At 71.5% G+C, this 21674-nt stretch carries 18 protein-coding genes; 12 read left to right on the forward strand and 6 right to left on the reverse strand.

What is annotated here, in order from left to right; translation table 11 throughout:
• Positions 1–104 precede the first annotated feature (104 nt).
• Positions 105–917, reverse strand: a complete 813-nt coding sequence (locus AC5WS8_RS27870) for a TetR family transcriptional regulator (RefSeq protein WP_496106240.1) — start codon at positions 915–917, stop codon at positions 105–107.
• 136 nt (positions 918–1053) lie between these two features.
• A complete protein-coding gene (locus AC5WS8_RS27875) occupies positions 1054–2859 on the reverse strand; it encodes a 3-hydroxyacyl-CoA dehydrogenase family protein (protein WP_496106241.1) in 1806 nt (601 codons plus the stop codon).
• A gap of 364 nt (positions 2860–3223) precedes the next feature.
• On the opposite strand from AC5WS8_RS27875, the gene AC5WS8_RS27880 reads away from it, so the two are divergent.
• Complete coding sequence (locus AC5WS8_RS27880; protein WP_496106242.1) at positions 3224–3799, forward strand: adenylosuccinate lyase; 576 nt, start codon at positions 3224–3226, stop codon at positions 3797–3799.
• An 84-nt stretch (positions 3800–3883) separates the two neighbouring features.
• Here AC5WS8_RS27880 and AC5WS8_RS27885 read toward each other — a convergent pair whose 3' ends face one another.
• Complete coding sequence (locus AC5WS8_RS27885; protein WP_496106243.1) at positions 3884–5470, reverse strand: alpha/beta hydrolase; 1587 nt, start codon at positions 5468–5470, stop codon at positions 3884–3886.
• Between the two features lie 665 nt (positions 5471–6135).
• On the opposite strand from AC5WS8_RS27885, the gene AC5WS8_RS27890 reads away from it, so the two are divergent.
• Positions 6136–6651 carry a GNAT family N-acetyltransferase gene (locus AC5WS8_RS27890; RefSeq protein WP_496106244.1) on the forward strand — a complete coding sequence of 172 codons (516 nt, stop codon included), beginning with the start codon at positions 6136–6138 and terminating at the stop codon, positions 6649–6651.
• Positions 6652–7241: 590 nt separating this feature from the next.
• Here AC5WS8_RS27890 and AC5WS8_RS27895 read toward each other — a convergent pair.
• Entirely contained in the window at positions 7242–8054 is an 813-nt protein-coding gene (locus tag AC5WS8_RS27895; protein ID WP_496106245.1) for an alpha/beta hydrolase, read from the reverse strand.
• A gap of 101 nt (positions 8055–8155) precedes the next feature.
• Here AC5WS8_RS27895 and AC5WS8_RS27900 point away from each other — a divergent pair, with 101 nt between their 5' ends.
• The 6 genes from AC5WS8_RS27900 to AC5WS8_RS27925 all read left to right on the forward strand — a co-directional run bounded on the left by AC5WS8_RS27900 (position 8156) and on the right by AC5WS8_RS27925 (position 12092).
• The gene (locus tag AC5WS8_RS27900; protein ID WP_496106246.1) at positions 8156–8749 is read left to right on the forward strand and encodes a TetR/AcrR family transcriptional regulator; all 594 of its coding nucleotides are present in this window, start codon (positions 8156–8158) and stop codon (positions 8747–8749) included.
• Between the two features lie 145 nt (positions 8750–8894).
• Complete coding sequence (locus tag AC5WS8_RS27905) at positions 8895–9077, forward strand: LexA family protein (RefSeq protein ID WP_496106334.1); 183 nt, start codon at positions 8895–8897, stop codon at positions 9075–9077.
• Between the two features lie 99 nt (positions 9078–9176).
• A complete protein-coding gene (locus tag AC5WS8_RS27910; protein WP_496106247.1) occupies positions 9177–9818 on the forward strand; it encodes an HAD family hydrolase in 642 nt (213 codons plus the stop codon).
• Positions 9819–9962: 144 nt separating this feature from the next.
• On the forward strand, positions 9963–11114 hold the full coding sequence (locus AC5WS8_RS27915; RefSeq protein WP_496106248.1) for a helix-turn-helix domain-containing protein: 1152 nt from the start codon (positions 9963–9965) through the stop codon (positions 11112–11114).
• A gap of 96 nt (positions 11115–11210) precedes the next feature.
• Positions 11211–11408, forward strand: a complete 198-nt coding sequence (locus tag AC5WS8_RS27920; RefSeq protein WP_496106249.1) for a hypothetical protein — start codon at positions 11211–11213, stop codon at positions 11406–11408.
• 87 nt (positions 11409–11495) lie between these two features.
• Complete coding sequence (locus AC5WS8_RS27925) at positions 11496–12092, forward strand: hypothetical protein (protein WP_496106250.1); 597 nt, start codon at positions 11496–11498, stop codon at positions 12090–12092.
• A 285-nt stretch (positions 12093–12377) separates the two neighbouring features.
• Here AC5WS8_RS27925 and AC5WS8_RS27930 read toward each other — a convergent pair whose 3' ends face one another.
• A complete protein-coding gene (locus tag AC5WS8_RS27930) occupies positions 12378–13424 on the reverse strand; it encodes an Rv2578c family radical SAM protein (RefSeq protein WP_496106251.1) in 1047 nt (348 codons plus the stop codon).
• Positions 13425–13622: 198 nt separating this feature from the next.
• Between AC5WS8_RS27930 and AC5WS8_RS27935 the strand changes: the two genes are divergently transcribed.
• From AC5WS8_RS27935 to AC5WS8_RS27950, 4 genes are all read left to right on the forward strand, one after another.
• On the forward strand, positions 13623–14549 hold the full coding sequence (locus AC5WS8_RS27935) for an alpha/beta hydrolase (RefSeq protein ID WP_496106252.1): 927 nt from the start codon (positions 13623–13625) through the stop codon (positions 14547–14549).
• Positions 14550–14593: 44 nt separating this feature from the next.
• Complete coding sequence (locus AC5WS8_RS27940) at positions 14594–15037, forward strand: SRPBCC family protein (RefSeq protein ID WP_496106253.1); 444 nt, start codon at positions 14594–14596, stop codon at positions 15035–15037.
• Between the two features lie 295 nt (positions 15038–15332).
• Entirely contained in the window at positions 15333–17747 is a 2415-nt protein-coding gene (locus AC5WS8_RS27945; protein WP_496106254.1) for an MFS transporter, read from the forward strand.
• A 401-nt stretch (positions 17748–18148) separates the two neighbouring features.
• Positions 18149–20584, forward strand: a complete 2436-nt coding sequence (locus tag AC5WS8_RS27950; protein WP_496106255.1) for an ATP-binding SpoIIE family protein phosphatase — start codon at positions 18149–18151, stop codon at positions 20582–20584.
• A gap of 30 nt (positions 20585–20614) precedes the next feature.
• On the opposite strand, the gene AC5WS8_RS27955 is transcribed toward AC5WS8_RS27950, so the two are convergent.
• Positions 20615–21616 (reverse strand): LacI family DNA-binding transcriptional regulator, encoded by a 1002-nt coding sequence (locus AC5WS8_RS27955; protein WP_496106256.1) that lies wholly within the window; start codon positions 21614–21616, stop codon positions 20615–20617.
• Between the last annotated feature and the right edge of the window lie 58 nt (positions 21617–21674).

Genomic DNA, 21674 nt, shown 5'->3' on the forward strand with positions numbered 1-21674 from the left:
GCGATGATCGATCAAAGCTACTGTTCAGTAGCGCGAACGAACGGGCCGACGGCGGCACCCAGTGCCGCCGTCGGCCCGTCGTGGGGTGACAGAGGGTTACGAGGTTACGAGCGCTCCTTGAGGGCCTGCTCGATGGTGCGCATGACCTCCTCCAGGGGCGCATCCGTCCTGGCCACCGTCACCAGCACCTCGCCCTGCGTGGTCGCCGAGGCCTTCGCCGTGCGCGGGGCGGCCTCCCGTCCCGCCCCGATCCCCGTCCCGAACGTCTTGCGGACGATCGCGAAGGCGTGGTCCAGCTGGGCCTCGACGTCACCCTGGCCGTCCGCCCGCAGCCAGCGACGCAGCACGTGGTTGTGCGCGGTGACGACCGCCGAGGCGGCGACCTCCGCGAGCAGCGGGTCGTCGTTGGCGTCGTCGGCGTGCGCGTGCTCGTCGAAGTGGCCGAGCAGATAGCGGGTGAAGAGGCGCTCGTAGCGGGCGACCGAGGCGATCTCCGCCTCGCGCAGCGTCGGCACCTCGCGGGTCAGCTTGTAGCGCTGCACGGAGATCTCCGGCCGGGCCGCGTACATCTTCATGACTTCCTTGATGCCGCGGCACACGGTGTCGAGCGGATGCTCGTGGGCGGGCGCGGCGTTGAGCACCGCCTCCGCCCGGATCAGGGTGTCGTCGTGGTCCGGGAAGATCGCCTCTTCCTTGGAGCGGAAGTGGCGGAAGAAGGTGCGCCGGGCGACCCCCGCGGCTGCCGCGATCTCGTCGACGGTGGTCGCTTCATACCCTTTGGTGGCGAACAGCTCCATCGCCGCGGCCGCCAGTTCCCGGCGCATCTTGAGCCGCTGGGCGGCGGCGCGAGAGCCTGCGGCACTCTCCGGTGCGTCGGGCGCGGCTGGTGTACGTGAGGACTTGGCGGGCTGGGACATGACCCGAACGTACTGCATCTGCGCAGGATGGTGCGCATGTCCCGGGTTCCCCCCGCCCCGCGCGGGCGGGGGGTGGCCGTTCGGGTCGAGCAGTCCGCCCCAGTCGGCGCCGCCGTGGAGCCGGTCGCCGCGCCGGTCAGCGCTTGGCATATTCGCGGAAGCCGCGGCCGGTCTTGCGGCCGAGGCAGCCCGCGGCCACCAGGTGTTCCAGAAGCGGAGCGGGGGCCAGCCCGGGGTCGCGGAACTCCCGGTGCAGCACCTTCTCGATGGCGAGCGAGACGTCGAGGCCGACCACGTCGAGCAGCTCGAACGGACCCATGGGGTAGCCGCCGCCCAGCTTCATCGCCGCGTCGATCTCGTCGAGGGACGCGTAGTGCTCCTGCACCATCTTGACCGCGTTGTTCAGGTACGGGAACAGCAGCGCGTTGACGATGAACCCGGCCCGGTCGCCGCAGTCGACCGGGTGCTTCCTGATCGAACCGCACAGCTCGCGGACCGTGGCGTGCACGTCGTCCGCCGTCAGCACGGTACGGACGACCTCGACCAGCTTCATGGCCGGCGCCGGGTTGAAGAAGTGCATGCCGATCACGTCCTGCGGGCGCGAGGTGGCGCGGGCACAGGCGACGACGGGCAGCGAGGAGGTGGTGGTCGCGAGGATCGCGCCGGACTTGCAGACCTTGTCGAACGTGGCGAACAGTTGCCGCTTGACCTCCAGGTCCTCGGCGACCGCCTCCAGCGCCAGGTCGACGTCGGCGAAGTCGTCGTAGGAGCCCGTGGGCCGGATCCGGTCCAGCGTCTGGGCGGCCGCCTCCGTGGTCATCCGGCCCTTGTCGACCGAGCGCGCCAGCGACTTGCCGATGCGGGCCTTCGCCGCCTGCGCCTTCTCCTCGGTGCGGGCCGCCAGCACGACCTCGTACCCGGCCTTGGCGAAGACCTCGGCGATCCCGGACGCCATGGTGCCGGAGCCCGCGACCCCGACCGAGCGGACCTCCCGGCCCGGAACGAGCGACCCGCCCTCCAGCGGCGTCAGGGCGTCACGCACCACGACCGGGCTGTTGGGCGCCTCGTACGTGTAGAAGCCGCGTCCCGCCTTGCGGCCGGTCAGACCCGCCTCGCTGAGCTGCTTGAGGATCGGCGCGGGCGCGTGCAGACGGTCGTGGGAGGCGGCGTACATGGCCTCCAGGACCGTGCGGGCCGTGTCGACGCCGATCAGGTCGAGCAGGGCGAGCGGGCCCATGGGCAGCCCGCAGCCCAGCCTCATCGCGGCGTCGATGTCCTCGCGCGAGGCGTACTTGGACTCGTACATCGCGGCCGCCTGGTTCAGGTAGCCGAACAGCAGCCCGTCGGCGACGAAGCCGGGCCGGTCACCCACCGCGACGGGCTCCTTGCCCAGATCGAGGGCGAGATCGGTGACCGCGGTGACGGCCGCCGGCGCGGTCAGGACGGAGGAGACGATCTCCACCAGCCGCATCGCCGGCGCCGGGTTGAAGAAGTGCAGCCCGAGGACGCGCTCGGGGTGGGCCGAGTCGGCGGCGAGCCGGGTCACCGAGAGGGCGTTGGTGCCGGTGGCGAGGATGGTGTCCGGGCGCACGACGCCGTCGAGCGCGCGGAGGACCTGCTGCTTGATCTCGTACGACTCCGGAACCACCTCGATCACCAGGTCGGCGTCGGCGGCGGCCCGCAGGTCGGTGAAGGTGCGGAAGCGGGCGAGGGCGTCGTCCCGTTCCGGCTCGGTCAGGCGGCCGCGGCTGACGGCGCGGGCGGTGGTGGTCTCCAGGGTGGCGACGGCCTTGGCGGCGGCGGCCTCGCTGATGTCGATGCCGACGACCTCGCGGCCGGCCCGGGTGAGCACCTCGGCGATGCCGGTGCCCATGGTGCCGAGGCCGACGACGGCAACGGTCCTGAGCGGGGACAGGGGGGTGTCGGAGAGGGGAGTGGCCATCGCGGGACTCCAGAAATGAGGGTGACGACTGAGGGAGCGCGCCTGGGTGCGCCGAGGGCGCACCGCAGGGCGGAGAGTGCGGGTGCTTGCCGGGCTGACGAGCGCACACGCCCGGCGCCGCGTCACGGGCGAACACACGCCCGGAACGGCGACATCGACCGGCCCTGTCCCGGAGCCGAGTCGTACTGAGGTACGTGATGTACCGAACCGACCAGCACTCACGACGGCTGCGTCACCAGGCCGCCGCGAGTCTCGCGAGTGGGTAACTCGCTCGTCTGAGCTTAACCCGTGGGTAACGAGCGCGCCAGCCCTCGGCTTTGTGATCTGGGTCCCGCCGCGGGGACCGCGCGCCTACGCTCTGAGCATGGACGAAGCGTTGCGATCACTCACGGAGCGTGTACGGGTCGAGAGTGGCGGCTCCCCGGTCTGCGAACGGCTGGCGGCCACCGGTGATCTCGACGAGCTGGCCGCCGTGCTGACCGAGCCCGGGCAACCGCTCTGGGCCCGGGAACTGGCCGCGTTCCGGCTCGGCGTGGCGGGCGACCGGCGCTCCTTCGAGGCGCTTGTCCTGCTGCTCAACCACCGCGATCCGCAGCGTTGCGCATCGGCCGCCCACGCCCTGGCCCGGCTCGGCGACCCGCGCACCGCACGGGCGGCGGCCGCCCTGGCCACCAACGAGCTCCGTGTCGCCTACGCCCTGCACCCCGTGCGCCTGCTCGTCGAACTGCGCGCCCCCGAGTCCGTGCCCGCGCTGATCACCACCCTGAAGCGCCGGCTCCGCCCGCGCGATCCGTACCGCACGGTGGCGCTCGCCTGCGTGGAGGGGCTGGGCGCACTCGGCGACCCCCGGGCCAGACCCGTCCTGAACGATGCCCTCGCCCACCCGGCCCTCGCGGAGGCGGCGGTCCACGCGCTGGCCCGCATCCCCGGCGGGCGGTGACCACCGGTCCCGGGCGGGCGGTGGCCGCCGGTCCCGGGCGGGCGGTGGCCGCCGGTCCCGGGCGGGCGGTGGCCACCGCGCCGCTCAGTGGCGGAAGCCCAGCAGCGCGTGCAGCGCCGAGCCGTGCCCCGCGGCGGACCCCTCCGGGGACGCCGGCTTGCCGGTCAGCGGCTTGGGCTCGGGGAGTCTGCGGCACACCGCGTCGATGTCACCGACACCGCGTGGCACCGTACCGTCGGCGAGGTACGCCGCCAGATACCTGTCCAGGCAGGCGTTCCCGCTCAGGGTGACGCCGTGGTTCCCGCCGCCCTGTTCGACCACCAGACGCGAGCCGCGCAGCAGATGATGCATCGTCAGTCCACCCTGGTACGGGGTGGCGGCGTCGTCGGTCGCCTGGAACAGCAGCGCCGGCGGCAGCGCGTCGTTGGCCACGTCCACCGGCTGCAGGGAGTCCGTCGGCCAGAACGCGCACGGCGCGTTGTACCAGGCGTTGCTCCACGTCATGAACGGTGCCTTGGCGTACACCGCCCATGTGTCCGCGCGCCACCGTGCCCAGGCGCGCGGCCAGGCGACGTCACGGCACTGCACCGCGGCGTAGACCGCGTAGTTGTTGTCCCCCGAGGCGCCGACCGCGCCGAAGCGCTGGTACGCGTCGACCAGCGGTCGGGGGTCGCCGTGCTCGTAGGCCGCGAAGGCCTCGGCGAGGAGCGGCCAGTAACCGTCGTAGTAGCCGCCCGGCACGAAGGTGTCCTCCAGCTCGGAGGCGCCCACCTTCTTCCCGGCCGGATGCCTGGCCAGCGCCGCCCTCATCGCGTACCACTTGACCTCGACGGCCGCCGGGTCGGTACCGAGCCGGTACACCGCGTCATGCCGCGCCACCCACGCCAGGAAGGCCCGGTGACGGTCGTTGAAGGCGTAGTCCTGCCGGATGTTGTTCTCGTACCACACCCCTTGCGGGTCGACAATGGAGTCGAGCACCAGGCGCCGCACCCGCTGGGGGAAGAGCTTCGCGTAGACGGCGCCCAGATACGTCCCGTACGAGTAGCCGAAGTAGCTGACCTTCTCGACCCCCAGCGCCCGCCGGATCGCGTCCAGGTCGCGCGCGGTGCTCACCGTGTCGATGTACGGCAGCAGGTCCGCGTACTTGGTGGCGCACGCCTGGGCGAAGGAGGCGACGCGGGCCAGGTTCTTCTTCTCCCGGGAGGGTGTGCGGGGCATCGAGTCCGGGCGCACCGGGGAGAAGTAGCCCGGCGCGCAGTTCAGGGCGGGTCTGCTCTTCCCCACGCCCCGCGGGTCGAAGCCGACGACGTCGTACTGAGCCGCCACCGCCTTGGGCAGCGAGGAGGCGACGTAACCGGCGAGGGTCAGGCCGTTGCCGCCGGGCCCGCCGGGGTTGACCAGCAGCGGTCCCTGATACGTCTTCGCGGTGTGCGGAACGCGGGACAGCGCCAGCGTGATCTGCTTCCCGCGCGGATCGGTGTGGTCCAGAGGCACCGTGACGGTCGCGCACTGGAGCGTCGGATACTTGGTGGTGCCGCACTTCTTCCAGGTCAGGTGCGCCGCCGGTGCGGTGTCCGTGGTGCGCGGTGTACTCGCACCGGCCGGGACGGCGGTGAGCATCCCGGCCACCACCAGGGCGGCGCCGCACAGCAGGGCTGCGCGGTGTGTCATGTCGGACCTCCCAGGACGGAGGGGTTCGGACCGCGAGTGCCGGGTCCTTGCCGCATCGTTGCGGAAAGGTCGACCGGAAGAGCGCTGTTCGATGAGTGGTTGACCCGTTTGGGCCGTGCGCACCGCTCGTATGCGCGTCGATCACAGGAGCGAGAGCTGCTTGCGCCCGGCCGCCGGGGGCTCCGCCGCCACGGGCCGGCCCGGCCCGCCGATCGAGGCCGGACTCGAGCCGCCGCAGCACGGTGGGATGGGATTCCCACCCCGCAGAGCAGCCCCGATGCGGTTCGTCCGCCAGTCGCCGGTCATGACCCCAACGGCCCGGGGGCGAGTGCGGATCACCCCGAGGACTTGACCACCGTTGGGAACTGAGATGCGTGGGCGGTGGTATGGCGACCACGACCAGACGGCCTCCGAGCTCCAGAACCGCCTCGGCGAACAGCGAGTCACCGCCCTCGGCGATGCACGAGATGCCCGTCAGTGAGCCTTCGCCAACTTGAAGTCGCAGTTCAAAGGGCTGGTGTGACCGGTTCTCAGTGTGCTCGCGCTGGTCGTAGGCAGGTGTCCGCAGAGGAGATCGTTCGTCAGGAGCCGTTCTCGTGGGAGGAGGCGCCGACAGCGGGGTAAAGCAGTTCGTTCCGCGGTACCTGTGTTACTACGGTGGCGCGATGGTGCGCGTGCAGGAGATGGATGAGGCCGACATCGAGGCCGTTTCGACGATCCGAGTCAGAGGATGGCAGGCGGCGTACGCCGGCATTGTTCCCCAGACGTATTTGGATGCCATGACGGTGGAAGGCGATGCCGGTCAACGGCGGCAGCGGTTTTCTCAACCCGGACGAAAGTCTCGAGACCTTGTGGCGCTCGGTGACCGTGGCCCGGTGGGGTGGATCTGCTTCGGGCCGTATAGAGGTGAGATGCCCGGTCTGGAACGGGTCGGTGAGGTCTACGCCCTGTACATCTCGCCGGATCTGATCGGCCAGGGCATCGGCCGGACTCTCCTGGGTGAGGCTCATGCTCAGATGAAGGGCCAGGGCTTCGAGACGTCAGCTTTGTGGGTGTTGTGTGACAACCAACGAGCCCGGCGCTTCTACGAGCGGGCCGGCTACCAGGCTGACGGTGCGGCTCAGGACGATGTCTACGACGGGATCACGCTCACTGAGCTCCGCTACCAGCACGTGCTTTGACAGGGGCCGGCTTGTCGGTTCCCGCTCACCGCGACCGGGCGGCCTTCTCCGATCCGGCCCATGCTGGATCCCGAGCTGCTGGAACGGATCACCGCGCGGCGCGCGGAACTGGACGGACTCCAACGGGCGCCGAGGCGCCCGTTGGAGAGGCGGCCGGGCAGTCATTCGGCGGCGCCGGAGGGAGGCCGACGGGCGGGAGGGTGCTGCTGTGGTCGAAGCACTCCAAGAGGCAGGTGGGCCCGCGTGGTGGAGCAGAAGGCGGTAGGGGCCTTCCGCGTGTTCGTGGCGTCGGCCGCGAGCTCGGAGGCGGCCAGAAGGAGGTCATCAATGCCGTTCTGGGTGAGGCCGAGCGCGTGCAGGGCCTTGGCGACGTGGTGGCGGATGTGGACGGTCGGTTGTTCCGTCGTCGTCCACTGGCAGGAAGACCACAGCGCCTGCGATCGGTTGGCACATGCACCTCGTGAGGTCCTCCTGGCGATGGGGGCGGCGGTCGACGGCGGAAGCGGGCATCTCAGGCTCCGTGGCCCGTGTGATCCGGCCACCACGACGCTGCGGGGTCGCGGTAGGCACCGGAAGCTCGCGGCTCAGTATCAGTAGGTGTGGGCGGGGCGTCGCGTCTGCAGGGCCCAGTCGAGGACGTCGTCCGCGACGACCTCCCAGCCGTCGTGGAAGCCGGTGCCGTGGTCGCGGCCCGAGTACTCCTTGTACTCGGTGAGCGCCTTGGAGCGGCGGTAGCGGCGGTGGGTCTCGCGGACGACAGCGGCCGGCACGATGTGGTCGGCCGTGCCGCCCACCAGCAGCAGCGGTGCACGGTCGGAGTTGTCGAACCGGATCGCGGTGGCGGCGCGGCCGGCGGGGGTGAAGTTGGCGAAGCCGGCCTGGAAGAGGGGGCGGCCCACGCCCGGCACGGACCAGCGGGCGCGTTCGGTGGCGGCCTGCTCCTTGGCGACCGTGTTGGCGAAGGCGTAGTGGAACTGCCGGTCCGTGATCCTGACGGTGCGGCGGAGGTTGGCGGGGTTGCCGAGGACCGGCCGGGTGGCGAGCAGGGTGGACAGGGGGAGGCGAAGGACGCCCTTGGCCTGTGCGGGGTGCAGGGCCACGCCCGCGGCCCCCAGCCCACGGTCGAGAAGGATCTGGGTGACCAGGCCGCCGAAGGAGTGGCCGATGATGACGGGCGGCTCGTCCAGGGTGCGCACGAAGCGCTCGTAGTGGTCGGCGATCTCCCGCACGCCCAGGCCGGCGGGTGCCCGGTCGTGGTCGAGGGGCTCGTGCAGCTCCGAGACGCCGGGCCAGGCCGGGGCGTGGACCGTGTGGCCCTGTGCGCTGTAACGGTCGATCCAGGCCTGCCAGCTGTGCGGGCTGAGCCACAGGCCGTGGATCAGGACGATGGGCTTCGCGGACATCTTCACCACTCCTCAAATAGACAGACGGTTCTGTCTTCTCTCAACCTGAGCACGCAGTGCAGACGTCTGTCAAGACAGACCTGTCTGTTACCCTGGAGGTTATGGATGCCGTGCCCGACCGTGCCGCCCCGAGGTCGCAGCCGCGTGAGCGGCTGCTGGAGACCGCGTCGCGCCTCTTCTACGCCGAGGGGATCCAGGCCGTGGGGGTGGACCGGCTGATCGCCGAGGGTGCGGTGACCAAGGCGACGTTCTACCGCCATTTCCCCAGCAAGGACGACCTGGTCCTGGCCTACCTGCGCGGCCGCGATGCCGCCATCCGCGCCCAGTTCGCCGCCGGCACCGCCAAGGATGCCTCTCCTCGGCAGGCACTCGACCTGCTGGTCGCCGGGATCGCCGACGAGACCTGCGGTGCCGGCTTCAGGGGCTGCCCGTTCATCAACGCGGCCGCGGAGTACCCCGACCCGCAGCACCCGGTCCGCCAGGCCATCGACGAGCACCGGTCCTGGTTCCGCGACGCCCTCACCTCCTTGGCGACGGCCTGCGGGCATCCCGAGCCACCCGCCGCCGCTGCCATGCTGGTCCTGCTGCGTGACGGTGCCATGGTCGGCGGTTACCTCGACGGTCCGGCCGCCTCCGAGGCTCTGGCTCGTGGCGCCCACGCCGTCCTGAGTGAACCAGCGCCCGCTCACCACTGAGATTCGCTGTCCGACTTCCCGGTTCGGTGGGTGTTCGGGTGTGCCGGAAACCGAGCTGTGTAATCGGCTGTAGGCGGGCTCCGCCGGGCGCCCGGGATCGGGAGCAGCCAAGCAGGAGCGCGGCGGACACACGGTCTGTCAGCGGATCGTCAAGGTCATCCGGGAGGCGATCGCCGGGCACGGAGAAGGGCCCACCCTGCGCGAGATAGGCGAGCAGGTAGGGCTCGGCAGCATCGGCTCGGTGCACTACCACCTGAGGCAGCTGGAAGAGAAGGGCGTCATCGAACGCGCACGGTGGCAGCCCAGGGCCATCCGGCTCACGCGGTAGCCCGCAAACTCGGGCCCAGTTCCCGGATGGCCGCGAGCAGGCGGTCGCTTGGATCTTCTGTGCATCCCGGCGCGAGGGAGGAGCCCTTAGGCTCACAGGGTGATTGAGACCATCGTCTTCGACGTCGGCGAGACCATCACTCGGGACGACCGCTATTGGGCTTCCTGGGCTGACTGGCTTGGCGTTCCCCGTCACACCCTCTCTGCGCTCGTGGGAGCTGTTGTCGCACAGGGGCGCGACAACGCTGACGCCGTCCGGCTTGCCCGTCCTGGCATCGATATCGCTGCCGAGTACGACGCCCGCGAAGCGGCAGGACGCGGTGAGGTCCTCGATGAGAGCGATCTGTACGACGATGTACGCGCTGCCCTGGCCGGCCTCCGCAAGCTGGGGATCCGCGTCATCATCGCCGGCAACCAGACCCGCCGCGTCGGCGACCTGCTGCGCGACCTCGACCTCCCGGCGGACCTCATCGTCACGTCTGGAGACTGGGACGTTGCGAAGCCCGAACCGGAGTTCTTCCGGCGGGTGCTGGAGGTGGCGCAGGCCGCTCCCGGTGCAACGGTGTATGTCGGCGACCACCCGGCGAACGATGTGTTCCCGGCGAAGGCGGCCGGGCTGCGTACGGCGCACATCCGCCGGGGCCCCTGGGGGTGCCTGTGGGCCGACGATCCGGAGGTTGTGGCGGCGGCGGACTGGCGGATCGACAGCCTGACCCAGCTCATCACCCTCGCCGAGGGCTGACCGGAACGGAGCGCGGCCCCACCGGCTGTAGGTAGTGGGGCCGTTCATGTGCACGCGGCGTCTTCGCGCGGGTACGGTTCGGAGCGGACGTACCGCACTGGAGCCAGCATGCCCGCAGGAAGCAGAGGCGGTGTAGGCAGTCGGATGGCCTACTACCGCAGCGTCATGCGCCCCAAGATGACGCAGGAGCAGCTTGCCGAGGCGGCCTGTGTCGCGCTCGGCACCATCCGCAAGATCGAACGTGGCGAGCGTGGCGTCAGCGATTCCACCCTCGAAGCGATCGCGGACGCCCTCGGCGTGGACCCCTCCCGGCTCCGAACAGATCGCAGTCCCGCCAACACTCGCGTTCACGACGCACTGCCGACGCTGTCCGCCGCGATCGCCGCCTACGACATTCCCGAAGACGGGCCGGTCCGTCCCCTTCTCGAACTCCGTGAAACCGTTGACCAGGCGGTCGACTGGCGTCTGGCCGCCAAGTACACACGCATCGCCCGCCAGGTCCCCAGCCTTCTCTCGGAGCTCGCCCGCGCTTACCATCAGGCTGCCGCCCACGAGCGGGCCCAGTGGGCTTCGCTCCTCGTCCAGGCTTGTCGGTCGGCTGATGCCGTCGCCTACAAGTTCGGTGCCCGCGACCTGTCCGCGCGCCTTATCGACCTCATGCGGTGGGCTGTTCCCGAGACTGGTGACCCTCTCCTGGCCGCGTCCGTCGCCTACGTACGGACGGAGACGTTCTTCGCCGCGCACGCCCACGCTCCCGGACTACGGGCCCTGGAACAGGCCCTGGACGCCGCACCCGCGCCCAGCACAGCCCCCCAGATCGCGGCCAGGGGAGCCCTCCACATGCGGGCTGCCGTCATCTCCAGCCGGGCACGCGAGGCGGACACCGCAGCCACCCACCTGGACGAAGCCCGCTCGTTAGCGGACCAGGTGGCCGAGGACGTGTACTGCGGCACCGCGTTCGGCCCCGACTCGGTGCGCATCCATGAGGTGTCCGTGGCCGTCAGCCTCGGAGACGAACATGTCGGCCGGGCCCTCGACGTGGCCGGCGAATGGAAACCCCCCACAGACCTGCCAGCCGAACGCCGCAGCGGCTTCTACATCGAGCTCGCCCGCGCCCAGCTGTGGGCGGGGCTCGCGGACGACGCCTTCGAGTCGCTCAAGGTCGCCCGCCACATCGCCCCCCAGCACACGCGCGAGCACCCGTGGGTCCGTGAGGACGCCGCCACGTTGCGGCGACTGAAGCGCGCCGACGCGGAGAGCCTGACCAACTTCGCGGAGTGGTGCGCCGCCACCTGAGCGAACTACCGCAACTACCCCTCGCTGGGGTACTTGTGGCCTTCTCTTGCCCCCACCATCTGTGACACGCGCAGAAACCAGCAGATGGGAACGGGGATGCCCGACGCACTCCCGCTCACCCCGACAGTCATCGACGGGCCGGTGAGCATCGTCCGATTGCACGGCGAGGCCTGCATCGACTGTGGAGCCGTCAGTAAAAACCTGCGCACGGCCGGCCATGTAGTGGTTTGCGGCACTACCCGCATCTGGCAGGTCGTCACGTGCGGCTGCCGCAGCAAGGCGAACGCCGCATGAGCACCGCAGACCCAGGAGACCCCCGCGACCGCGCGAACGGCCCGGGGGCGTGGCCAACGCTCGAACCAGAGAGGGAGCGTCGACACCATGAAACCTACCGCGCAACCGGGCACCGTCGCATTGCGGCCGCTCGAACCCGAGCCGGGCGTGCTTGTACACCCCGCCTCCGACCGGAGGCTGGCCGTCGAGCACTGGCTCTTGGCGACGCGCCCGGACACCGGCCACGCCCGCAACGAGTGGAAGGAACACGGGGTGGCCCTGATGCCCCTCGGTGGCCTGTTCTCCACTGTGCGGCTCCCGGCCTACCTGCTGCTCGCCATCGTCGGAGGCAAGGCTCCCTCGAGGGACGTCGACGCGCTCCTGGCCGAGGTTCTGGACGGGCCGGTCATCTGCGACCCGCGGCACCAGCGGTACTACGCGCTCGTGCCCGCAACGATGCCAGTCACGTGGCACCAGGCCGCGGACGACTGGCGGGCGATGGACGTCGACTGCCTGGGGCGCGGCACCTACCTCGGCGTGCCCCGGATGGACGCCGTCGAGCTGCGCACTCTCATCGCTTACTGGTCGGTGCCGATGCGGTCCCCCGGCGAGCTGTGCGCGCCGCTTGCCGTGGCGCGGTTGATCGCGGCCGGACGGCACGTGCTCGCTGAGCTCGCCGAGGAGGAACCGCTCGATGAGCCGTGAGCACCGCTTGGTGACCGCCCGCCTCGTGGTCCTGGCCGCGCTCGCCGCGGCGCTCGGGTGGGGGACAGCCCACTGAACCCAGCCCCGGTCGGGGGCCCCACGGCGGCCGCTTCGGGTCAGGGCCGCACTCCGGAAGCCCTCGCCTCGCCGGTCTTCGCCAAGAACTGGTGAGGCGGGGCGGCCCGTCCCCGCCGAGCCTCCGCAAGAGCTCCGCCGGGACGGGGCTCCCATCCCGGCCCGGCTCCGTAACCCTGCACCCGGCGGGGCAGGTCGTCCGTGCGTCGATCACAGCAGTGACAGCTGTGTCGGCTCGGTCGCCGTGGGCTCCGTCGCCACGGGCTCGGGCTCGGGCGGGCGGATCCTGCGCGGCATCCCGGGACGCGTCGGGCCGATGCCGTACTCCTGGGCCAGCTCGTGCACCTGGCCGGTGATCCGGCGCTGGTACCACTTCGGGGCGTAGGCGCCGTCCGCGTACAGGCGTTCGTACCGGCGTACGAGGTGCGGATGCCGGCGCTCCAGCCAGGCCATGAACCATTCCCGCGCGCCCGGGCGCAGATGCAGCACCAGCGGGGTCACCGAGGTGGCCCCGGAGGCGGCGATCGCCCGTACGGTGGCGCGGAGTTGGGCCGGGTGGTCGCTCAGGAAGGGGATCACGGGGGCCATCAGGACACCGCAGCCGATGCCGTGCTCGCCCAGTGCGCGCACGACGTCCAGCCGGCGCTCCGGGGCCGGAGTGCCCGGTTCGACGGTGTGCCACAGTTCCTGGTCGGTGAAGCCCACGGAGACGGAGATGCCGACGTCGGTGACCTCGGCGGCCTGCTTCAGCAGATCGAGGTCGCGCAGGATCAGGGTGCCCTTGGTGAGGATCGAGAAGGGGTTCGCGCGGTCGCGCAGCGCCGCGATGATGCCCGGCATCAGCCGGTAGCGGCCCTCGGCACGCTGGTAGCAGTCCACGTTGGTGCCCATCGCGATGTGCTCGCCGCGCCAGCGGGGTGAGGCGAGGTGGGCGCGCAGCAGTTCGGGGGCGTTGACCTTCACGACGATCTGGGTGTCGAAGCCGATCCCCGTGTCGAGGTCCAGGTAGCCGTGCGTCTTTCGGGCGAAGCAGTACACGCACGCGTGAGTGCAGCCCCGGTAGGGGTTGACCGTCCACTCGAAGGGCATGCGGGAGGCGCCCGGCACCCGGTTCACGATCGAACGGGCCCGGACCTCGTGGAAGGTGATGCCGCGGAACTCGGGGGTGTCGAAGGTGCGGACGGTGACCGCGTCCGCGTCGAACAGTGCGGCGCCCCGGGCCGCGGCGGCGTTCTCGGCCAGATGGTCCCAGCGCATGGGCGCCTCCTCGGTAGCACTGGGCCACAGAATAGAACAGACGTTCCCTTGATCGCGATGTGTAATCGGTCTCAAGTTCGAATCTGGGGCGTCCTCGAGGCCGACCTGGGGCTTTCCGGGCGACGTCGGCGCGCGCGGCTGCGCGGGAAGTTGGCGCGCCCCAAGCACGCGTGGCGCTGCCTGGGCCATAACAGAGGGATGCATCAGCCGAGACCGCCGGGGACCCTCTCCACGGGCGTCCGCCCCCTCACCCTGGAAGCCGCGGGCGTCACCCTGTCCTGCCTGCTCGCCGAGGTACCGGACGGCGAGCCGCGCGCCACCGTGGTCGCCCTGCACGGCGGCGGCATGACGGCGGGCTACTTCGACGGGCAGGCCCACCCCGACCTCTCCCTCCTCACGCTCGGCGCGCGCCTCGGCTTCACGGTGCTCGCGGTGGACCGGCCCGGCTACGGCCTGTCCGCCGCCCGGCTGCCCGACGGACAGACCCTCGCCGAACAGGCCGAGGTGCTTCAGGCGGCCCTGGAGGCGTTCGCGGCGCGGTACGCCACCGGAGCGGGCTTCTTCCTGCTGGCGCACTCCTACGGCGGCAAGCTCGCCCTGGTGACCGCCGCGCGCGCCGCCGGGCTGCTCGCCCTGGACCTCTCCGGCTGCGGCCACCGCTACGGTGTCGAGACCGCCGAGCTGCTGCAGATCGGGCGCGGCGCGCACCGGGGGCGCAACTGGGGTCCGCTGTGGCTGTACCCACCGGGGACGTTCCGCTCGATCGGCTCGGTCATCGCTCCCATGCCGCCCCGCGAGGCCGCCGAAGTCGCCCACTGGCCCGCCCTGTTCGAGGACCTGGCGCCGCGCGTCCGGATCCCCCTACGGCTGACCTTCGCCGAGCACGAGGCGTGGTGGCTGCACGGGGAACGAGACCTGGCCGACCTCACCGCCCGCCTCGCCGCGGCACCGGCCGTCCGTGTCGCACGCCAGCCCGCCGCGGGCCACAACATCAGCCTGGGATGGGCGGCCCGCGCGTACCACCTGCGCGCGCTCGCGTTCTTCGAGGAGCGCCTGTCGGTGTCCGCGCAGGACCAGCGGCACCGGACGGCACGGGTGCGGTCCGAGGCCCTGCCCCGGGTGTGATGGGATGGCGCACACCCCATCTCACGTACAGGAAGAGGAAGGTCATGGCGCAGGTCGAGGCCACCACGGAGCGGACCATCGCGGCGGACGCGGAGACGGTGTTCGACGCGCTCGCCGACTACAGCGGCACTCGCGCACGGCTGTTGCCCGAGCAGTTCAGCGAGTACGAGGTGCGCGAGGGCGGCGACGGCGAGGGCACCCTCGTGCACTGGAAGCTGCAGGCCACCAGCAAGCGTGTCCGTGACTGCCTGCTGGAGGTCGGTGAGCCCACCGACGGCGAACTCGTCGAGAAGGACCGGAACTCCTCCATGGTCACCACCTGGCGGGTCAGCCCGGCCGGCGAGGGCAGGTCCCGGGTCGTCGTGACGACCACCTGGAAGGGCGCCGGCGGCATCGGCGGCTTCTTCGAGAAGACCTTCGCGCCCAAGGGTCTCGCCCGGATCTACGACGCGATCCTTGCCAAGCTCGCCGCCGAAGTGGAGAAGTGACGGGGCGTACGGTGCCGGCGTGAGCGGCGATCCCGTTCGCGCCGCCGTGACTCCCCGCGCGCTCCGGGGGCTCAGGAGCGGTGTTCCGCTCCCCGGAGCGCGCGCCGTCAGATGACGGGCTGATTCTCGCGCTCACCGGTTCGAGTGGTTTTCCGCGCGGTGCGGTGGTGCGCCGTAGCGCTCCGACCGGCGCATACCTTCCGCGCCCCGCCTCGCGGGCGACTCGTCGCGGTTGCTCCCTGTTGTCGCGCAATGCGAGAAATGGGCGGCGCAGACGCGAAGAGGGGAGCGGCATGTGGGCGGGACGACTGCGGTGGACGTGGACGACGAGCGGGCCGTGAGGTCCCCGGTCCCGTACACGCACCCGGAGCCGGCCGGCGCCGAACCGCCCCGGACGCCCGAACCGTCCGGGGCGCTCAGCCCGCGCCGGATCCGCCTGGTGTTCGTCGGGCTCATGCTCGCCCTGCTGCTCGCCGCCCTCGACCAGATGATCGTGGCCACCGCGCTCCCCAAGGTCGTCGGCGAGCTGCACGGCCTGGACCGGATGTCCTGGGCGATCACCGCCTACCTGCTCACCTCCACCGTCGGCCTTCCGGTCTACGGCAAGTGCGGTGACCTCTTCGGCCGCAAGGGCGTCTTCCAGTTCGCGATCGGCGTCTTCGTCCTCGGATCCGCGCTCGCCGGCCGGGCCTCGACCATGGACCAGCTGATCGCCTTCCGTGCGATCCAGGGGATCGGCGCGGGCGGACTCATGATCGGTGTGCAGGCGATCATCGCGGACATCGTCCCGCCCCGCGATCGCGGACGCTACATGGGCGTCATCGGTGCCGCGTTCGGCCTCGCCTCCGTGGCCGGGCCGCTGCTCGGCGGCTACTTCACGGACCACCTCTCCTGGCGCTGGTGCTTCTACGTCAACGTCCCCTTCGGCCTGGTGACCTTCGCCGTCATCACCACCGTGCTGAAACTTCCGAAGCCCGCCGCCAGGGCCCGCCTCGACGTCGTCGGCACCCTGCTGCTGGCCGGGACCTCGACCTGCCTGGTGCTGCTGACCAGTTGGGGCGGCACCGAGTACGCCTGGGACTCGCGGGTCATCCTGGGACTCGGCGCGGGCGCGGCCCTCGGATGCGTCCTCTTCCTGGTCGTTGAGCGGTTCGCTGTGGAACCCCTCATTCCGCTGCGGCTGCTGAGGGACCCCGTCTTCAACGTCACCGCCCTGGTGGGGCTCGTCATCGGCGTCGCCCTGTTCGGCGCAGCCAGCTACCTGCCCACCTTCCTGCAGATGGTCGACGGGGCGAGCGCCACCGCGTCCGGGCTGCTGATGCTGCCGATGATGGCCGGGATCGTCGGCGCCTCGGTCGTCAGCGGACAGCTCATCAGCCGCACCGGCCGCTACAAGGTCTTCCCGCTCCTCGGCAGCGTCCTCGCCGCGATCGGCATGTGGCTGCTGTCCCGGCTCGACGCGGACACGCCCCGGCTGCACTACAGCCTCTGGATGGCCGTCCTCGGCACCGGTATCGGCATGGTGATGCCGGTGCTGATCCTCGCCGTGCAGAACTCCGTCCGCCCCGCCGACCTCGGCACCGCGACCAGCGCCAACAACTACTTCCGGCAGATCGGGGGCAGCGTCGGCGCCGCCGTCTTCGGCGCCCTGTTCGCCCACCGGCTCTCGGGCGCGCTGCGCGAGCGCCTCCCCGCGGGCGCCGGCGCCCGGCTGCCCGACCCCGAGTCCCTCACCCCCCAACTCGTCCACGCCCTGCCGCCGACGCTGCGGCACGCGTACACCGAGGCGTACGCCGAGGCCATGCCGCGGATCTTCCTCTACCTCGTCCCGGTGATCGTCCTCGGCCTGCTCATCGCCTTCTTCCTCAAGGAGAAACCACTGGTGTCCCACAACGCCCCAGCCGACTGCCCGACCGCCGCCCAGGTCCCGCAGGCGCGCGCGCCGTACGCCGCCGGCGTGCCGGTCTGCGGCACGGTCCAGCACCCCGACGGCACCGTCGTGCCCCGCGCCGCGCTCACCCTCATCGACGTGGCGGGCGTGCAGATCGGCCGGGGTGCGAGCGGTGAGGACGGGCGGTACGCGCTGTCCACGCCCGGGTCCGGCTCCTATGTGCTCATCGCCGCCGCGGGCGGCCACCAGCCGCAGGCCGTGTCGGTGACCGTCGGGGAACGCCCGGTCGAACTGGACGTCGTGCTCGGCGGCGCGGGCCGGCTGGCGGGCAGCGTGGTCACGGCCGACGGCACCCCGGTGCGCGACGCCGCCGTCACGCTCACCAACGTGCACGGAGAGGTGGTCGCGACCACCCGCAGCGGGCGCGAGGGGAGCTACGTCATCACCGAGCTGGTGGCCGGCGAGTACACCCTCGCCGCCAGCGCGCCCGCCTTCCGCCCGGCAGCCCTCCCCGTCTCCGTGCAGGCCTCGCGCGAGACCCGGCAGGACGTGGAACTGGCGGGCGGCGCGGTGCTGCGGGGCACGGTCCGCGCGGGGGACGGGCGGCCGGTCGAGGACGCGCGGGTGACACTGCTGGACGCAGCGGGCAACGTGGTGGACACGCTCACCACCGGGGCCGACGGGACGTATCGGTTCGTTGATCTGTCGTCGGGGGAGTACACGGTGATCGCGGCGGGATACCCGCCGGTGGCCACGGTGCTGCAGGTCGCCGGCGGCGGGAGGACCGAGCGGGACCTTCAGCTGGGGCATGAGGACTGAAGGGCTTCCGACCGGTCGTTGTCTGCTCGGCCCGCGGTTTCCGGGACGGGCCCAGGCCCCTCCACGTCCACGCCTGGACGTGCGGGGAACTGGGCACCGAACACGACCGGGACCACAACGCAGGAAGAACGTCCTGTCCGAAGGGCGCCGGATCGTCGCCGCCGGACGGGTGGAGATGCTCAACGCCTCGCCGAGCACAGGCAGGACCAGGGCCCCGGCCCCGGCACGGCGCGTGGGGACAGGAAGCCGTCGAGAGGGTCAGCCGACCCTGGTGCGAATCCCCGTTCTGCGGGGCGGGGAGCACGTCAACAATTCGCGTAATGCCACACATCGCTACCGGGCGGGGCCGTACCGTGTTCGTGAGGCACGGATCTTGCACGCGGGCAGAAAGGGCCTGGGCCATGGACCACCGCACCGAGACGGGCGCCTCGGCCGGGCACGGCGTGGCCGGCCGTATCCCACTGGCCGTGGTCGTGGTGGGCCGCGAGGGCCTGGTCTCGCACTGGAGCCGGGGCGCACGAAGGTTGTTCGGCATCCCCAGGGAGGACGCGCTCGGCCGCCCTGCCGTCGATCTGCTGCCCGTCTCCGGCGCCCTGCCCGAGGAGAACGACGCCGGCCCCTACGGGGCTTGCACGGCCTACGACGGACTCGGTCCCGACCTGGAGTCCTCACTCGACGGGCGGCTGTCGTACCCGGCCGCGGGGCGCGCCCGCCTCTTTGGACCCGACAGGGACCGTGTCGACGTGGTGTGGTGGGCGTACCCCCTGGTGGGGCCCGGCCCCGAGCGGCTGCTGGTGCTGTCCGCCGACGCACAGGCGCTGCATCGCCGGGAGGACGGCGTGGCCGTCGAGCGCATCGCGCCGGGCTTCGCCCTGCACACCGACTTCCCCGGCGCGGAGGAACTCGCCCGCAGGCTGCCGGAGATACTGCCCAGCATGAGCGTGGGCGACAGCGCCCGCATCGTGTCGCAGATCCTCGAACTGGGCTATCCGATCCTGGAGTTCAGCCAGAACGAACGGGTGCCCGTCACCCCCGACTGGGGCGTGCCCCGGCGTGTGGAGCGCAGGGCGCGCCGGGAGCGGGCGGCGCTCGCCGCGGCGGCCGGGCACCCGGTGCCGCGAGACGTCCGGGACGAGGGCGAGGACCTCGAGTACGCCGCGGTGCGCGAGCGGCTGGAGTTCCTCAACGAGGTCAGCGGCAAGATCGGCACCTCGCTCGACCTGGCGCAGACCATCGTCGAGGTCAGCAAGGCCGTCGTGCCCCGCTTCACGGACGTGGCCTGCACGTATCTGCGTGAACAGGTCGTCGCCGGTGAGGGTTTCCCGGACGGTGTGCCCGACACGACCACCATGTGGCACCGGGTCGCCCTGGAGCACACCGACGAGCCGGGCCGCTGGGAGGACGTCGTACCGGTCGGCGAGGCCATGCCGTTCCCGGCCCAGACGCCCTTCTTCCAGTGCATGACCACCGGGGAGCCCGTCGTCATCCCGCGCATCAGCGAGGAGATGGGGCACGCCATCGCCTCCCAGTTCGACAAGCGTGACATCCGGCCCCTCATCACCCACCGCTCCATGCTGATCGTGCCGCTGAAGGCACGCCAGGTGGTCCTCGGCTTCATGGCCCTGATGCGCCATCCGGAGCGGCCCGAGTTCAACGACATGGACCGCGTCACCGGTGCCGAACTCGCCGCCCGCGCCGCCCTCGTGCTCGACAACGCACGCATGTACACGTACCAGGAGAACGTCGCGGAGACGCTCCAGGACAGCATGCTGCCGCACATCGCCCCGCGCACGACCGGATGCGACATCGCCACCCGCTATCTGCCGGGCACCATGCTCGGGCGCGTCGGCGGCGACTGGTTCGACTCCGTGAAACTGCCCGGAGCCCGCACCGCCCTCGTCGTCGGTGACGTCATGGGCCACGGGCTGAACTCCGCAGCGATGATGGGCCAGTTGCGTACGGCCGTACAGACCATGGCCGCGCTCGACCTGCCGCCCGCCCAGCTGCTGCGCAACCTGGACGACCTCGCCCAGCGGCTCGGCGACAACTACCTCGCCACGTGCCTGTACGCCGTCTACGACCCGATCGCGAGCGAGTTGCACATCGCCAACGCCGGCCATGTCCCGCCGGTGATCGTCCGCGCGGCGGACGGACGCAGCGAACTGCTCGACCTGCCCACGGGCGCGCCGATCGGCGTCGGCGGGGTGCCGTTCGAGTCGGTCCGCGTGCCGGTGGCGCCCGGTGACCGGCTGGTGATGTGCACCGACGGGCTGGTCGAGGTGCGCGGCGAGGACATCGGTGCCGGGCTCGCCACACTGTGCGAGTCCGCCGCGCACCCGGCGGCCTCCATGGACGACGCCTGCGACACGATCATCCGCGCCCTCAACACGCACGGCGGCCGCAAGGACGACGTGGCGCTGCTGATGGCCCGGCTGGGCGGCATCGAACCCGAGGACGTGGCCGTCCGGAGGCTCGCCCTGAACCCCCGTGAGGTGGGCCGGGCCCGCGCCGCGGTCCGTGAACAGCTCCATGAGTGGGGCCTCGGCACGCTCGCCCGCAACGCCGAGCTGATGGTCAGCGAACTGGTCACCAACGCCGTACGGCACTCCCACAGCCGCCCGGTCGAACTGCGGCTGGTGCGGGGCGACACCCTGCTGTGCGAGGTGGACGACGACGATCACACCCTGCCCACGCTGCTCAGCGCGGGCCCCGGTGACGAGTCGGGGCGGGGACTGCGTGTGGTGAGCACGCTGGCCCGCGAGTGGGGGACCAGCAGGACGAGCGCGGGCAAGACGGTGTGGTTCGAACTGACGCTGCCCCGCGCTGCCCGACGCTGACCGGCCCGCCGCGGTGCCGGGGGCCCGGTGTCAGACCGGCGGCGCGCTCGTCGTCCCCCTCACCTCCAGGGCCGGTGTCGTCAGGACCAGTTGGGCCGGGCGGGCCGGGTCGGCGATGCGGTCCAGGAGGCGTCCGGCGGCGCGGCGGCCCACGTCGTGGCTGCCGTTGTCCACCGTGGTGAGCCACAGGTGGCGCAGGCGCGAGAGGTAGGTGTTGTCGTAGCCGACGAGGGACAGGTCGCGTGGCACCCGGAGGCCCAGCTCCTCCGCCGCCGACAGGGCGCCGACCCCCGCGATGTCGTTGAACGCGAAGAGGGCGGTGGGGCGTTCGGGGGCGCTGAGGAGGCGGACCGTGGCACGGTAGCCGCCCTCTTCCGTGAGGTCGCCCTGTTCCACGACCGCCGTGTCCGCGAGGCCGTGCTCGCGCATCACGGTCTCGAAACCGCGCCGGCGCAGTGAGCCGACCACCCCCCGGCCCGCGATGTGCCCGATACGGCGGTGCCCGAGGCCGATGAGGTGCTCGGTGGCCAGGCGCGCGCCGTGCTCGTCGTCGCCCGCGACGATGTCGACGGCCGGCAGCTCCGGTTCCCGGGCCCCCGCGACGACGGCCGGGATGTGGCCGGCGGCCTGGCGCAGCGCCTCGGACGCCGGCAGCGTACCCACCGCGACCAGCCCGTCGACGCCGAGGTCCGTGAAGGTGCGGGTCAGGTCCTCGCCGAGGCGCCGGCTGAGATGGCCGTCGGCCAGCAGCATGCGCAGACCGGCGTCGTGGAGCCGGGAGTTGAGGCCGTCCAGGAGCTCCACGAACCAGGGGTTGCGCATGTCGTTCAGCAGGACGCCGACCGTGCGGGTGCGGCGCTCGCTGAGGCTGCGTGCGGCGGCGTTGGGCCGGTACCCGAGCTCCTCGACGGCGGCGAGCACCGCCGCCCGCTTCTCCGGGCGCACCTGGTCGGAGCCGCGCAGTACCAGGGAGACCAGTGACTTCGACACTCCGGCCCGTTCGGCCACATCGCGGATCGTCGGTGGTCTCATGTGTGGACCGTTCCATACGGTGAGCTTCCTTGTCAAAGGCCATGCCGAGCATTGACAA

The organism is Streptomyces sp. PTL18 (genome assembly GCF_059510295.1).